The organism is Streptomyces sp. DSM 116795, from assembly GCF_055792905.1.
This window is the reverse complement of the sequence record NZ_CM147707.1, coordinates 668,428-681,766: the sequence shown is the minus strand read 5'-3', so window position 1 is coordinate 681,766 and position 13,339 is coordinate 668,428. Positions and strand designations below refer to the sequence as shown.

The window sequence follows — 13,339 nt, the reverse complement described above, 5'->3', positions numbered from 1 at the left end:
GCAGTCAGAACTCCTTGCGGATCTCACCGAGGAGAGCCTCGGTGCGTTGTGCGGGTGCGGCCTGCGCACCAATGCGGTCCAGTGCCTCCAGGAAGACGGCGGTGTCGCGGCGTTCGTCGTGGTAGACGGCGCCGCTGAGGCTCTCGGCGTAGACGATGTCGGGCAGCTCCGGGATCTCGAACCGGAAGAGCTGGAACGGCCCGAACATGGCGGGATGCGGGCCGGAGGCGTAGGGGATGATCTGCACGGTCACATGCGGCAGGGCCGCGGCCTCGACGAGACGGTCCAGCTGGGCGCGCATCACGTGCGGCGCACCGACGTGCCGCCGTACGACCTGCTCCTCCAGCAGCACCCACAGCCGCGGAGCGTCCTTCCGGCGCAGCAGCTCCTGACGCTCCATGCGCAGGGCGACGCGGCGGCCGAGCTCCTCGTCGCTCGCGTTGGGGAATCCGGTGCGCAGCAGCGCACGCGCGTACTCCTCGGTCTGGAGCAGCCCGTGCACGCAGTGCGGCTCATAGGCACGGATGAGGCTCGCCTCGCCCTCCAGGCTGACGTAGAGGCTGAACCAGGACGGCAGTACGTCGCGGAATCCGTGCCACCAGCCGGGCCGGTTGGCTTCGTCCACCAGCTCCAGGAACGCTGTGATCTCGTTCTCCGGGATGGCGTACGTTTTGAGCAGCTTCTCCACATACGGAGGCTTCAGTCCGACTTCTGCCTTTTCCATGCGCCGGACTGTTGTGGTGTTGACGCTCAGTGCGCCGGCCGCTTCGGCGAACGAGTATCCGGCGGCTTCCCGCAAGTCCCTCAGTCGCAGGCCGAGGACCATCTGGCCCACGGTGGGTGCGGCGCGGCCGTCAGCCAAGACGCCTCCCTTCCACCGGACTTGCTGCGCTAGAAGTGTGCCACGTGATCAGTGCACCGGCCACACTGTTCCTGCGATTCTGCAATTCGCAGACCGCCTCTTGCCAACTGAGACGGGCGCGGAGCATAGTGATGTACGTGATACAGCTCATGACCCGCATCGTGCTGCTTCCGCGCCCTGTCCCTTCGTCCAGCGGGTAGTCGGAAGGCATCTCCCACCGTGGCTCTGTCCCGCCCCGCCATACCGTTCACCCCGTCCGGACCGGTCGGGGCTGCTGTGCGCCATGAGGGATTCGAGCTGCCGGCTCATGCGACGGCCGTGGCCGATGCCCGGGAGAAGGTGCGCGGACAGGTGCGCAACTGGGGCCTTCCGGAGGAGCTGGGCCGCGCGGCGCAGCTGGTCGTCTCGGAGTTCTTCACCAACGCCGTCGTCCACACCGAGAGCTGCCGCGTCCGCTGCAGACTCCAGGTCAGCGGGCAGCGGCTGCGTATAGAGGTGTGGGACGAGGGCGACGAGTGCGGTCAGGTCACGCCCCGCCAGGCCGCGGCGGAGGACGTGAACGGCCGAGGGCTCCAGCTCGTGAGCGCCCTCGCGGAGACATGGGGTGTGCGCTCGGAGGACTCGGACTCCGGGCGCGTCGTATGGGCGGAGCTGACTCTCCCCGGGTTGTGACCGCGGGTCACGCTCGTCACTGGCGTCCCTGGCGCCGCACCAGTCGCATTTCTTGCGAATTTCCTTTCCCTACTGGGCAGTTGAGGTGCTCTGCGCCACATCACCGTGCCATGCTTCGCCGTAACGGATCGTGTACGCAACGGGACGCGTTCACAGCGAGACGGTGAGGCACGCATGGGCGAGGACGAAGTCGCGGTGGCTGGGGGAGTGGACGTCAACACCCCCAGTGTTGCGCGGATGTACGACTACTACCTGGGCGGGAAGGACAACTACGAGGTCGACCGCCGGGCCGTCGAGGAACTCGACAAGGTCGTGCCGAGCACCCGGCCGCTGGCCGTCAACAACCGCCGCTTCCTGCAGCGCGCCGTCCGCGTCCTCGCCGAGGACTACGGCGTGCGGCAGTTCCTCGACCACGGTTCAGGGCTGCCCACCCAGGACAACGTGCACCAGGTCGCCCAGCGGGTCGACCAGCAGGCAAGGGTCGTCTACGTCGACAACGACCCCATCGTGCTTGCGCACGGACGGGCGCTGCTGGAGGAGAACACCAACACGGCGGTCATACAGGCGGATCTGCGGGACACCGAGGAGATCTTCGCGGCCCCCGACGTGCGCCGGCTGATAGATCTCTCGCAGCCCGTCGGTGCGCTCTTCGTCTCCGTGATGCACTGCATCCCCGACTCCTCCGACCCGGCGGGCGTGCTGCGCGGGATCATCGAACGCCTGCCCTCCGGCAGCTTCCTGGTGATCAATCAGCTGGTGAGTGAGGACAAGGCCACGCGGGACTTCGTCACGGACTTCATGGCGAAGGCCACCGGCGACCGGTGGGGCAGGGTGCGTCAGGCACACGAGGTCGAGCGTTACTTCGACGGTCTGGAGGTCCTGGAGCCGGGCCTCGGGGAGATCAACGACTGGCGGCCGGACTCCGACCTCGGACCGAAGCAACTGACCGACGAGTGGTACGAGTTCGGCGGCGTGGCCCGCAAGCCCTGACGACAGGAGCGGCGTGGCGGACCGGGGCTCTGTTCCGCGCCACCACGCCGCCCCCCGGCAGTGCCGGACGGGACGGCGCCGGCCCTGGCTCCTGAGGTTTGCCTGACCCCTAGCCGGCCTGGCCCTCGAACCGGCTGAGCAGGCGCTCCAGGAACTCGACTGTCATGGAAGGCGGTTCGGCGGTGGCGCACAGGCGGTCCATCACCACCATGTAGTTCTCCACCTCTTCGCGTTTCTCCAAGTACAGCGAGGAGGTGAGCTGTTCGAGATAGACGATGTCGGGCAGGTCCGGCTCCAGGAAGCGGAGTATCGTCACCGGTCCGCCGGCCGCCGCGAGGCCGCCGATCGCGAACGGGGCGATCTGCACTGTGATGTTGGGCTGTTCCGTCGCCCACAGCAGCCGCTTGATCTGCTCGTGCATCACGGCGCCCCCACCGAGCGGACGCTGCAGCGCCGCCTCGTCGACGACGACCCACAGCTTCGGGCTGTGCGGCCGGGTGAGGATGGCCTGCCGGTCCTGGCGGAGCTCGACACGGCGCTCGATCTCTTCCGTCGACGCCCGCGGATGGCCCAGTCTCATCACCGCGCGGGCATAGTCCGGCGTCTGCAACAGGCCCGGGACGAACTGCACTTCGTACATGCGGATCACGGAAGCCGCTTCCTCCAGGCCGATCAGCCTGTCGAACCACGGCGACATGACATCGCTGTACTTCTGCCACCAGCCAGGCGTGTTGGCGTGGCGGGCCAGCACCAGATATTCCTCGCGCTCTTCCGCGTCCGTGACGCCGTAGAGCCCGAGCAGGTCGGCGACGTCCCGCTCCTTGCAGCCCACGCGGCCCAGTTCGAGACGGCTGATCTTGGCGTGCGATCCGCGGATCGCGTCGCCGGCGGCCTCACGGGTGATGCCGCACTCCTCGCGGAGCCTCCGCAGCGCGGTCCCGAGCACGATGCGCAGAATCGTCGGCCCACCGCGCGGGTGGTCGAGGATTCGCCTGACCGACGAATCGCCTTCCTGCTGTGCTGACATCAGGTCTTCCCTGCTCCCGTGAGTTACGAGTCGAGCGCTCAGTGTCCCACTAGGCGAACGGCCCGTACAGTCATGCTGGTTGCACATACCCCGGCCATGTGCCGGTGCCATGGCGGCCCCGTACACGGCCGGGGTCGTGAAACCCCCCGCTGTGCGCTTGCCTCAGTGCCGGTTCAGCCTTCCGCGGTCAGCAGGTCGTCGAAGTCGCCGTCCTTGGCGCCCTGTACGAACGCCGCCATCTCCGCCGGGGTGTAGATCAGTGCTGGGCCCGAGGGATGGCGCGAGTTGCGCACAGCGACATGACCGCCGGGCAGGCCGGCCAGTTCCACACAGTTGCCGTTCGGGTTGCTGCGCGAGCTCTTCCGCCACACGGCGTTCTCTATCCGGGTCGCCTCTGTGCCGTTCTCGATCTGCATCAATGCGTCTCCGTCACTTCCATCTGACAGGCGTACTGGGGGTGTTGGCTCAGTACTGTCTCACAGCGGAGCGTTCTTGCATCTGTAATTGCAGATGTACTTGCAGCAGTGAGTATGTGCATGGAGAATGGCGGGCGCAGCGGTACTTGAGCGGTGAACATGCCCTGGTGGCACCGCAGTTCGGCTCATCTGTCCCTCACCCTGGAGTCCTGGTGACCTCATTCGGATTCGAACGTCCCGCCACGGCCGGGCCGGTGGACGCACACCAGGCCGCCATCGCGGAACTCGAACACTGCGACTGGGACGACCCGTTGACGCGCCTCCTGCTGCTGCTGGAGATCGCCGACCGTCCCGCCTGGCTGCAGGAGGTCGCCCGCACCGCACAGCGCGACGGCTCCGGCAGGTCCTCGGACCGCTGACCGCGCCGGCTCGGGAGGCAGCCCCTGCCCGGGCCCGGAGCAGAGGCTCCTGCTCCGCTCTCCCCACCACGCGTCAGTCCACTCGGCGTCACCCTGGCGCGCCCGGCACCACTTCGCTCACCGCTTCAGTTGCTGCGCGCCGCCTTCTCCCGGCCTTCGCCCGAATCCCGCACACTGGGACACACGGACGAGCCGACGCGAGGAGAGCCCCCAGATGAATGACCGCTCCGCAGCCCCTGCCGCCGAAGGCCGCGTGGTCGTCGGCGTGGACGGATCAGAACCTTCCCTGCGCGCCCTCGACATGGCCGCCGAGGAGGCCGGCCGGCGCGGTGCCACCCTCGAAATGGTGTATTCGGCCGGATGGCCCCGCCGCTCGCGTGTCCCCGTGACGGAGGCCGACACCGAACGCATGCGTACCGCCGCGGCAGAGGTCCTGGACGAGGCGGGGCAGCGCGCCCACGAGCACGTGCCAGGACTGCACGTGGTGGCGCAGGTCCACACCGAGGCCCTCGCGGCCGACGTCCTCGTCAAGGCCTCCCGCAGCGCCGCGCTGACCGTGGTCGGCACCCGCGGGCACGGCGGATTCGCCGGGCTGCTCGTCGGCTCCGTCAGCCTCCGTGTCGCCACCCACTGCGAGGGCCCGCTGCTGGTCGTGGGCGACAGCAGGGACCGGGGCGGCCCCGAGCGCGAATCCGTCCTGGTGGGCATGCACACCGACGCGGACGTACCGGCGCTGCGCTTCGGCTTCGAGGAGGCGGCCCGCCGCGGCTCGTCCCTGCGCGTGCTCCACGCCTGGAGCCAGCCACGCATGCCCGGCGTTCTCCAACTGCCGCCCAACGAGGCCCGGAAGGCCCGCTCCGCGGCGTCGGATCTGCTTCGCGAGACGGTCGGTCCCATCAGCAAGGACCACCCCGGCGTCGAGGTCAGCTCCGAGGAGAAGAGCGGCAGTCCCGCCGCCACACTCATCGAGGCGAGCCGGGCCGCCGACATCCTCGCGATCGCGGTGCACCGCCGCGCGCCCCGCCGTCTCGGCCTGCAGCTCGGTCCCGTCGCGCACGCGGTGCTGCACCACGCGCACTGCCCGGTCGTGCTGCTGCCCACCCAGGTGAGCTGACAGTCGGGTGAGCTGAGGCGCATCGCAACACGGTGTGCGTACTCCACCGGCCTTCTGCGCCGTTTACGCCGGGCGTCTGCGCGCACCCGCAGCACACCCCAGCACCCAGCACGTGGAGGCCGACATGACAGCCGACGAGTACGACGTCATCGTGGTCGGAGCCGGCCCCGTCGGGGAGAACGTCGCGGAGCGCGCACACGCCACGGGGCTCAGTGCGGTCGTCGTCGAGAGCGAACTGGTCGGCGGCGAATGCTCGTACTGGGCGTGCATGCCCAGCAAGGCGCTGCTGCGCCCCCTCGCGGCACTCGCCGACGCCCGCCGTGTCGCCGGCGCCGCGCAGGCCGTCGACGGCGGACTCGACGCCGAAGCGGTCCTGGCGCGGCGCACCTCCTTCACCTCGGACTGGCAGGACGGGAGCCAGGCCGACTGGCTGGACTCGGTCGCGGTGGACCTCGTACGAGGGCACGGCCGTCTCGACGGCGAGCGCCGCGTGACGGTCGAGACCCCGGACGGCTCGGAGCGGACGCTCACCGCCCGCCACGCCGTCGCCGTCTGCACGGGCAGCCGCGCCGCGGTGCCGGACCTGCCCGGCATCGGTCAGGCACGTCCGTGGACCAGCCGGGAGGCGACGTCTTCCAAGGAGGTGCCGCGGCGGCTCGCGGTGGTCGGCGGGGGAGTGGTCGGAGCGGAGATGGCAGCCGCATGGCGTGCGCTGGGTTCCGAGGTGACCATGCTGGTACGCGGAGAGCGGCTGCTGCCCCGCATGGAGCCGTTCGCGGGCGAACTCGTCGCCGAGGGGCTCGCGGAGGCCGGTGCGCAGGTGCGTACGGGCATCTCCGTCGAGAGCCTGGAGCGGCCCTCGCCGGACCGGCCCGTCACGCTCTCGCTCAGCGACGGCGGCCGGCTGGAGGCCGACGAGGTGCTCTTCGCCACCGGCCGGAAGCCGCGCACGGACGACCTGGGCCTGGAGACGGTGGGCTGCGAGCCGGGGAGCTGGCTGACGGTCGACGACAGCCTCCGCGTGGAGCGCGTGCACGGGGGCTGGCTGTACGCGGTGGGCGACGCCAACGGACGCGCCCTCCTCACCCACCAGGGCAAGTACCAGGCGCGCATCGCGGGCAGCGCCATCGGTGCGCGAGCCGCGGGCGTGCCGCTGCTGGAGACCGACCGCTGGGGCGCGCACGCGGCCACCGCCGACCACGACGCCGTGCCGCAGGTCGTATTCACCGATCCCGAGGCCGCCTCGGTCGGGCTGACCGCGGCGGATGCGGAGGACCGCGGACTGCGGGTACGGGTGGTCGACCAGGAAATGGGCGAGGTCGCCGGCGCCGCGCTGTACGCCGACGGCTACCGGGGTCGTGCCCGCATGGTCGTCGACCTCGACCGCGAGGTGGCCGTGGGCGTCACCTTCGTGGGGCCGGGCGTCGCCGAACTGCTGCACTCCGCGAGCATCGCCGTCGCCGGTGAGGTGCCGCTGGAGCGCCTGTGGCACGCCGTCCCCTCGTATCCGACGGTCAGTGAGGTGTGGCTGCGGCTGCTGGAGGGCTACCGGGGGTGAGACGGTGCCCGCGTGAGGGCGGCGCCCGCGCGGGGCGCCTCAGGCCGCCGGCTCCGGACTGCCGGTCGGCCGGGTCGCCAGCCGGCAAGCCCGCCGGCCCGCCGGTCCGGCCCGCCGGCCCGCCGGTCCGGCCCGCCGGCCCGCCGGTCCGGCCCGCCGGTCCGGTCCGCCTGTCCGTCAGACCCTGTCGGACAGGCGCCGGTCCGCGGCCCGTACGGACCGGCCCCGGGCGCTCGAACCCGCCCACGGGTCGGCCTCGCGCAGCCGCCCGGCGATGTTCCGCACCGTCCAGCGGTCGGGCCGCAGCTCCGGATCGTCCAGTTCCGACCAGGCGATCGGCGTGGCCACCGGGGCGCCCGGCCTGGCCCGTACCGCGTAGGGCGCGACGGCCGTCTGCGCGTAGGCGTTGCGCTGGATGTCGAGATAGATGCGGTCGCCACGGTCCGCCTTGCGGGGCTCGTCGGTGAGCCGGCCGGGGTGGCGCCCCACGAGCACCTGGGAGACCCGGCGTGCGAAGGCACGCACCGTGTCGAAGTCCGACTTGCGGTCCAGGGCGGCGATGACGTGGATCCCGCGCGAGCCGGTCGTCATCAGCTGGGTCGGCAGCTCCACCGTCTCCAGCAGCCCGCCCACGCATGACGCCGCCCACCGCACGTCGTCGAAGTCCGCGCTGCCGCTGGGGTCCAGGTCGAAGACGAGCAGGTCCGGGTCGTCGGGCCGGTCCGTCTTCGACAGCCAGCGGTGCGGGGTGACGCACGCCTGCCCGGCGAGATACACCAGCGTGTCGGCGTTGTCGCACACGGCGTGCCGCACCGTGCCGCCCTGTTTGGGCAGTTCGGCGGTACGCACCCAGTCGGGGAAGTAGCCGGGGACGTTCTTCTGCATCAGCGGCTCACCGCCGATGCCGTCCGGATGGCGTTCCATCATCAGCGCACGCCCCCGCAGCCGCGGCACGGCACGGGACGCCACCCGCCGGTAGTACCCGGCGAGTTCGCTCTTGGTGATCCCATCGTCGGGGAAGAGAACCTTCTCCGGTCTGCTGATCCCGATGTCCCTCACACCGCGCCGAGTTGACAGCTCCGAGCTGCGTAAACCGCCCGTCCGCGCACTCTCGTGGCGGTCTTCGGCGCGGCCCCGGTTTCACCCTGGCCGACGCTGCCGTCTTGCGCCGCGCGCGTCCCCGAAGCAGTCTCGGACTCCTCAGGACTTACGCACACGCACCGCTCCGTATCCGACAGGAGGCGCCGGATCCGATGGATGCCGTGCTGAACGAGGACGAAGCAGCCGCATACGTCGGCGGGATCTGTTTCAAGACGGGCCCGCCGCGCAGGGTCGGGGTGGAGCTGGAATGGCTCATCCGGGACCGCTCAGCGCCGTCCCGCGCAGTCCCTCCAGGACGCCTCGAGAAGGCGCTGGCTCCGCTGTGGGCCCGTGGTCTGCCCGGCGGCAGCAGACTCACACGGGAACCCGGCGGACAGCTGGAGGTCTCCTCCCCGCCGGGCGAGACACTCGCAGAGTGCATCGCCACCACGACCGCCGATCTGACCGTACTGCGCAACCGCGTGCGCCGCTCCGGCGCACTGCTCTACGGACGGGGTCTCGACCCGTATCTCAGTCCGCCGCGGGTGCTTGAAGACCCGCGATACCGCGCCATGGAGGCGCACTTCGACCGTTCCGGCCCGTGGGGCCGGATGATGATGAGAGCCACCGCCGCGGTCCAGGTCAGCCTGGACGCCGGTGACGACTCCGAGGGCCCCACCGGCTACCGCCACCGCTGGCGGCTCGCCCACCGGCTCGGCCCCGTACTGGTGGCCGCTTTCGCCAACTCGCCGCTGTGGCGCTCCCGTCCGACGGGCTGGGTCTCCACCCGGCAGAGCGTGTGGGCACGCGCGGACCCCGGACGCACCAGCCCCCCTCGGTCGCACAGCGACCCGCGTGAGAGCTGGGCCCGCTACGCGCTCGATGCCGAACTGCTCTGCCTGCGCCGCGATCCGCCCGCCGAGTGGACGGCACCGCCCCGGCTCTCCTTCCGCGCATGGCTGCGGGGCGCGCACCGCGAACGCCCGCCCACCCGCGACGACCTCGACTACCACCTCGGCACGCTCTTCCCACCGGTGCGTCCGCGTGGCTGGCTGGAGTTGCGGATGATCGACGCGCAGTGCGGTGACGGCTGGATCGCGGCGACCGCGGTCGCCGCGACCCTGCTGGACGACCCGGAGGCCGCGGAGTCCGCCTGGGACGCCACCGAGCCGCTGGAAGGCGACTCGACGGTGTGGCAGCGCGCCGCGCGGGACGGGCCGGCCGATCCGCTGCTGGGTCCGGCGGTGCGCCGTTGTGTCGCCGCCGCCGAGTCCGCGCTGTCGCGCAACGGGCACGGCAGCGCGGTCCACGACTCCGTCGCCGGGTTCGCCGAGCGCTACTCAGAGCGCGGACGCTGCCCCGCCCACGACCAGTTGGACGCGATGCGCGGCTGAGCCCCGCGGCTGATCAGCCGCGCGCACCTTCGCGCCCGTACGTGCACAAAGGACCGTGCACGTAACGACGTTCACGTCACGACGAGCTCGCAAGCACGTGCACGCGAGGACGTGCACACAGGAGAGGAGAGACCCGAGGATGTCCGACCCCGCAGCCGCGCATGCCACCGCCACCCATGCCGTACGCGGCGGCCGTGAGCAGGCCCTCGCCGCGCTGGAGCGCGCGCGGCGGCGCACCGAGGCCCTCACGGACTGCCTGGACGAGGCCGAACTGACCGCACAGCACTCCAAGTTGATGTCACCGCTCGCCTGGGACCTGGCGCACGTGGGAAACCAGGAGGACCTCTGGCTGCTGCGCGAGGCGGGCGGCACGAGCGGGGTGCGTCCCGACCTGGACGCCGTCTACGACGCGTTCCGCACCCCGCGCGCCGACCGGCCCGCCCTGCCGATGCTCTCGCCCGGCGAGGCCCGCGCGTACATCGCCGAGGTGCGTGCCCGCGCGCTGGACGTGCTCGCGTCGCCCCCGCCCGAGGGCGTCGACGGCGCGCTCTTCGAGGGCGACTTCGTCTTCGGCATGGTCGCCCAGCACGAGCAGCAGCACGACGAGACGATGCTCGCCACACACCAGTTGCGCCGCGGCCCCGCGGTGCTCGACGCTCCCGACCCGCCGGCGCCCACCTCACGGGCCAGGGACGAGAGGCACGGCGAAGTGCACGTCCCGGCGGGGCCGTTCACCATGGGAACCTCCACCGAGCCCTGGGCACTGGACAACGAACGTCCCGCCCACACCGTCGACTTGGCCGCCTTCGACCTGGATGCCGTGCCGGTGACGAACGGCGCGTACCAGCGCTTCATCGAGGACGGCGGCTACCGGGACCCGCGCTGGTGGCACCCCGAGGGCTGGGCGTACGTGCAGAAGGCGGAGCTGAGCGCGCCCCTGTTCTGGCGACGGGACGGGGAGACGTGGCTGCGGCGGCGCTTCGGGTACACCGAGCGGGTCCCGCCCGGCGAGCCGGTGATGCACGTGTGCTGGTACGAGGCGGACGCGTACGCCCGCTGGGCCGGCCGCCGTCTGCCGACGGAGGCCGAGTGGGAGAAGGCGGCACGCCACGACCCGGAGACCGGCCGGTCCCGCCGCTACCCGTGGGGCGACGACGGACCCGACGATGGCCGCGCCAACCTGGGCCAGCGGCATCTGCGTCCCGCGCCCGCGGGCGCCTACGCGGCCGGGGCCGCACCGTGCGGTGCGCGGCAGCTCATCGGCGACGTGTGGGAGTGGACGTCCTCGGACTTCACGGGCTATCCCGGATTCAGGGCCTTCCCCTACCGCGAGTACTCCGAAGTCTTCTTCGGCAGCGAGCACAAGGTGCTGCGCGGCGGGTCGTTCGGCACCGACGAGGTCGCCTGCCGCGGCACGTTCCGCAACTGGGACCTGCCGGTGCGCCGGCAGATCTTCGCGGGCTTCCGCACCGCGCGCAGCAACCCCGGAGCGGACTGATGTGCCGCCATCTCGCCTATCTGGGACCGCCGTCGTCCCTGGCGGACATCGTCGTCCGTCCCGCGGGCGGGCTGTACGAGCAGTCCTGGGCACCACGCATGCAGCGGTACGGGACCGTCAACGCCGATGGTTTCGGGCTGGGTTGGTACCCCGGGCCGCACGCCGAACGGGACGGCCACGAACAGCCCCCGGCACGCTATCGCCGTGCGGTTCCCGTCTGGGCGGATGTGAACCTCCCCGATCTCGCGCGCGCCGTTCACAGCACGGCCGTGCTCGCCGCCGTGCGTGACGCCACCGAGGGCACGGCGCAGGACGAGACGGCCGCGGCACCGTACGCCGACGGCCGCCTGCTCTTCAGCCACAACGGGGCCGTACGCGACTGGGAACGGCTCGTGGAGGACCTCGGAGCGCCGATGGAGCCGGCGGAACTGCTCGGCCTGGAGGCCCGCTGCGACTCCGCGCTGCTGTGGGCCCTGCTCGCGCGCCGGATCCGTACGGGCGAGCCGCCCGAGGACGCCCTGGCGTGGCTCACGGCCCGTGTCGCGGAGATACGCCCCGGTGCCCGGCTCAACTTCCTTCTCACGGACGGCCGCACGATCTGGGCGACCCGCTGCGGGGACACCCTCTGGTACCGCACCGGCCGGGGCAGTGTGCGCGTGGCCTCCGAGCCCGACGTCGCATCCCTGGACGACTCGGAGGCCGGATGGCAGGAAGTCCCCGACGATTCGCTGCTCGTGGCGACCGTCTCGTCCGTACGCACGGTCCCGCTGGCCAACGCGGCCGGCCGGCCCGCGGCGCAGACCTCCGGAGGCGCACAGGACGACGACCACGCCCCCCACGACACTCGCGGCACCGATGGCACCCCCCACGGCGCCCATGGCACCGATGACGCCCACGGCGTTCACGGCATCCAGGCAAGGAGAACCCGATGACGGGCCACTTCGACCTCACCCGCCGTCTGCCCGGCGGATACTTCACCGACGCGCTCCACACCGACGTGCTCAAGGGCCTGACCGGCCGCCCCAAGACCCTGCCGCCGAAGTGGTTCTACGACGGCCGCGGAAGTGAACTCTTCGAAGAGATCACGCAGTTGCCCGAGTACTACCCGACACGGGCCGAGCACGCGATCCTCCGGGAGCGGCGTGACGAGATCGCCGCCGCCACCGGCGCCCGTACCCTCGTCGAGCTGGGCTCCGGCTCGTCCCGCAAGACGCGGCTGCTCCTCGACAGCCTGCTGCGGCACGGCACTCTGGAGTCGTACGCTGCGCTCGACGTGAGCACCGACGCCCTGCGTGAGGCGGGCGAGCAGCTGTGCCGCGAGTACCCGGGCCTGAACGTGACGGGCTGTGTCACGGATCTGGAGACCGATCTCGGGATGCCGGACGGCGCCCCGGGGCCGCGTCTGGTGGCCTTCCTCGGGGGCACCCTCGGCAATCTCGACGGCGACGCGCGGGCGGCCTTCTACGCCGCGCTGCGCAGTGAACTGGGCCCGGGGGACGCGCTGTTGCTCGGCGCCGACCTGGTGAAGGATCCGGGGGTCCTCGTCCGGGCCTACGACGACGCCCAAGGTGTGACCGCCGAGTTCAACAAGAACGTCCTGCGGGTGCTGAACCGCGAACTCGGCGCGGACTTCGACCCGGACGCCTTCCAGCACGTCTCGGTGTGGAACGAGGGGGAGGAGCGCGTCGAGATGCGGCTGCGGTCACGCCGTGCGCAGACCGTCGAGCTGCCCGCCCTGGAGATGACCGCCGAGTTCGAGGCGGGCGAGGAGATCCTCACGGAGATCGCGGTGAAGTTCCGGCGTGCCTCGCTCACCGCCGAACTCGCCCGCGGCGGCTTCGAGTTGAGCCACTGGTGGACGGACGAGGAGCAGCGCTTTGCCCTCCTTCTCGCCGAGCCGGCGGCGGACCGGCCCGGCGCTCGGCCGCTCAGCCTGTGAGGCTCCACGAGAACGACTGGTCCGCGGCGGCGACCGATGCGAGGACGATCAGGTCGGCGGCGCCGAGTGCCAGCCCGAGGAAGGCCCGGCCGCGGCGCTTCGTGCCGCGCATCAGGGCGAGACCCGCGAGCACGAGGGCGCAAGGCCCGAGGAGGACGTTGAAGACCAGGAGCCCGGTCAGGCCCATCACGAACGAGGCGACGGCCATGCCGTCCGCGTCACGCATGCGCGCAGTGGGCCCGGTGGACCCGGCGGGCGCCTTGGGCGCGGCGGAGTCGGTGGACGCGGTGTGCGGCTGCTCGTCCGTCTCCCCGGCTGCGGCGGATGCCTGCGAGCCCGAAGTCCGGGGGCGGACAAGGGTGTTGATGGC

At 71.5% G+C, this 13,339-nt stretch carries 14 protein-coding genes; 9 read left to right on the top strand and 5 right to left on the bottom strand.

Going from position 1 to position 13,339, the window contains the following annotated elements; all coding sequences use genetic code 11:
* Positions 1 to 4: 4 nt before the first annotated feature.
* A complete protein-coding gene (locus ACSMXX_RS02955; RefSeq protein WP_473182458.1) occupies positions 5 to 862 on the bottom strand; it encodes a helix-turn-helix domain-containing protein in 858 nt (285 codons plus the stop codon).
* A gap of 276 nt (positions 863 to 1,138) precedes the next feature.
* Between ACSMXX_RS02955 and ACSMXX_RS02950 the strand changes: the two genes are divergently transcribed.
* Both ACSMXX_RS02950 and ACSMXX_RS02945 read left to right on the top strand, forming a co-directional pair.
* Positions 1,139 to 1,534 carry an ATP-binding protein gene (locus tag ACSMXX_RS02950; RefSeq protein WP_473184606.1) on the top strand — a complete coding sequence of 132 codons (396 nt, stop codon included), beginning with the start codon at positions 1,139 to 1,141 and terminating at the stop codon, positions 1,532 to 1,534.
* A gap of 174 nt (positions 1,535 to 1,708) precedes the next feature.
* Complete coding sequence (locus ACSMXX_RS02945) at positions 1,709 to 2,524, top strand: SAM-dependent methyltransferase (RefSeq protein WP_473182457.1); 816 nt, start codon at positions 1,709 to 1,711, stop codon at positions 2,522 to 2,524.
* A 109-nt stretch (positions 2,525 to 2,633) separates the two neighbouring features.
* On the opposite strand, the gene ACSMXX_RS02940 is transcribed toward ACSMXX_RS02945, so the two are convergent.
* Positions 2,634 to 3,551, bottom strand: coding sequence for a helix-turn-helix domain-containing protein (locus tag ACSMXX_RS02940; protein ID WP_473182456.1), 918 nt, complete (start codon positions 3,549 to 3,551; stop codon positions 2,634 to 2,636).
* A 173-nt stretch (positions 3,552 to 3,724) separates the two neighbouring features.
* Positions 3,725 to 3,967, bottom strand: a complete 243-nt coding sequence (locus tag ACSMXX_RS02935; RefSeq protein WP_473182455.1) for a DUF397 domain-containing protein — start codon at positions 3,965 to 3,967, stop codon at positions 3,725 to 3,727.
* A gap of 212 nt (positions 3,968 to 4,179) precedes the next feature.
* On the opposite strand from ACSMXX_RS02935, the gene ACSMXX_RS02930 reads away from it, so the two are divergent.
* The 3 genes from ACSMXX_RS02930 (at position 4,180) to ACSMXX_RS02920 (ending at position 7,058) form a co-directional block, all read left to right on the top strand.
* Positions 4,180 to 4,386, top strand: a complete 207-nt coding sequence (locus tag ACSMXX_RS02930; RefSeq protein ID WP_473182454.1) for a hypothetical protein — start codon at positions 4,180 to 4,182, stop codon at positions 4,384 to 4,386.
* 214 nt (positions 4,387 to 4,600) lie between these two features.
* Positions 4,601 to 5,500, top strand: coding sequence for a universal stress protein (locus ACSMXX_RS02925; protein ID WP_473182453.1), 900 nt, complete (start codon positions 4,601 to 4,603; stop codon positions 5,498 to 5,500).
* 124 nt (positions 5,501 to 5,624) lie between these two features.
* A complete protein-coding gene (locus ACSMXX_RS02920) occupies positions 5,625 to 7,058 on the top strand; it encodes a dihydrolipoyl dehydrogenase family protein (RefSeq protein WP_473182452.1) in 1,434 nt (477 codons plus the stop codon).
* Positions 7,059 to 7,235: 177 nt separating this feature from the next.
* On the opposite strand, the gene ligD is transcribed toward ACSMXX_RS02920, so the two are convergent.
* Positions 7,236 to 8,117 carry a non-homologous end-joining DNA ligase gene (gene ligD, locus ACSMXX_RS02915; RefSeq protein ID WP_473182451.1) on the bottom strand — a complete coding sequence of 294 codons (882 nt, stop codon included), beginning with the start codon at positions 8,115 to 8,117 and terminating at the stop codon, positions 7,236 to 7,238.
* A gap of 194 nt (positions 8,118 to 8,311) precedes the next feature.
* On the opposite strand from ligD, the gene egtA reads away from it, so the two are divergent.
* The 4 genes from egtA to egtD all read left to right on the top strand — a co-directional run bounded on the left by egtA (position 8,312) and on the right by egtD (position 12,969).
* Positions 8,312 to 9,532, top strand: a complete 1,221-nt coding sequence (egtA, locus tag ACSMXX_RS02910; protein ID WP_473182450.1) for an ergothioneine biosynthesis glutamate--cysteine ligase EgtA — start codon at positions 8,312 to 8,314, stop codon at positions 9,530 to 9,532.
* A gap of 139 nt (positions 9,533 to 9,671) precedes the next feature.
* Complete coding sequence (egtB, locus tag ACSMXX_RS02905; protein ID WP_473182449.1) at positions 9,672 to 11,030, top strand: ergothioneine biosynthesis protein EgtB; 1,359 nt, start codon at positions 9,672 to 9,674, stop codon at positions 11,028 to 11,030.
* Complete coding sequence (gene egtC / locus ACSMXX_RS02900) at positions 11,030 to 11,962, top strand: ergothioneine biosynthesis protein EgtC (RefSeq protein ID WP_473182448.1); 933 nt, start codon at positions 11,030 to 11,032, stop codon at positions 11,960 to 11,962. The genes egtB and egtC overlap by 1 nt, the downstream gene beginning before the upstream one ends.
* Positions 11,959 to 12,969, top strand: a complete 1,011-nt coding sequence (egtD, locus tag ACSMXX_RS02895; RefSeq protein ID WP_473182447.1) for an L-histidine N(alpha)-methyltransferase — start codon at positions 11,959 to 11,961, stop codon at positions 12,967 to 12,969. Before egtC ends, egtD begins: the two co-directional genes overlap by 4 nt.
* Here egtD and ACSMXX_RS02890 read toward each other — a convergent pair.
* Entirely contained in the window at positions 12,959 to 13,336 is a 378-nt protein-coding gene (locus ACSMXX_RS02890) for a hypothetical protein (protein ID WP_473184605.1), read from the bottom strand. The genes egtD and ACSMXX_RS02890 overlap by 11 nt on opposite strands.
* Positions 13,337 to 13,339 lie beyond the last annotated feature (3 nt).

What these genes read in the sequence shown, in the direction of transcription:
- egtD (WP_473182447.1), top strand. Translation starts at nt 11,959, where the DNA reads ATGACGGGCCACTTCGACCTCACCCGCCGTCTGCCCGGCGGATACTTC.
- ACSMXX_RS02940 (WP_473182456.1), bottom strand. Translation starts at nt 3,551, where the DNA reads ATGTCAGCACAGCAGGAAGGCGATTCGTCGGTCAGGCGAATCCTCGAC.
- ACSMXX_RS02925 (WP_473182453.1), top strand. Translation starts at nt 4,601, where the DNA reads ATGAATGACCGCTCCGCAGCCCCTGCCGCCGAAGGCCGCGTGGTCGTC.
- egtB (WP_473182449.1), top strand. Translation starts at nt 9,672, where the DNA reads ATGTCCGACCCCGCAGCCGCGCATGCCACCGCCACCCATGCCGTACGC.
- ACSMXX_RS02920 (WP_473182452.1), top strand. Translation starts at nt 5,625, where the DNA reads ATGACAGCCGACGAGTACGACGTCATCGTGGTCGGAGCCGGCCCCGTC.
- egtA (WP_473182450.1), top strand. Translation starts at nt 8,312, where the DNA reads ATGGATGCCGTGCTGAACGAGGACGAAGCAGCCGCATACGTCGGCGGG.
- ACSMXX_RS02935 (WP_473182455.1), bottom strand. Translation starts at nt 3,967, where the DNA reads ATGCAGATCGAGAACGGCACAGAGGCGACCCGGATAGAGAACGCCGTG.
- ACSMXX_RS02945 (WP_473182457.1), top strand. Translation starts at nt 1,709, where the DNA reads ATGGGCGAGGACGAAGTCGCGGTGGCTGGGGGAGTGGACGTCAACACC.
- egtC (WP_473182448.1), top strand. Translation starts at nt 11,030, where the DNA reads ATGTGCCGCCATCTCGCCTATCTGGGACCGCCGTCGTCCCTGGCGGAC.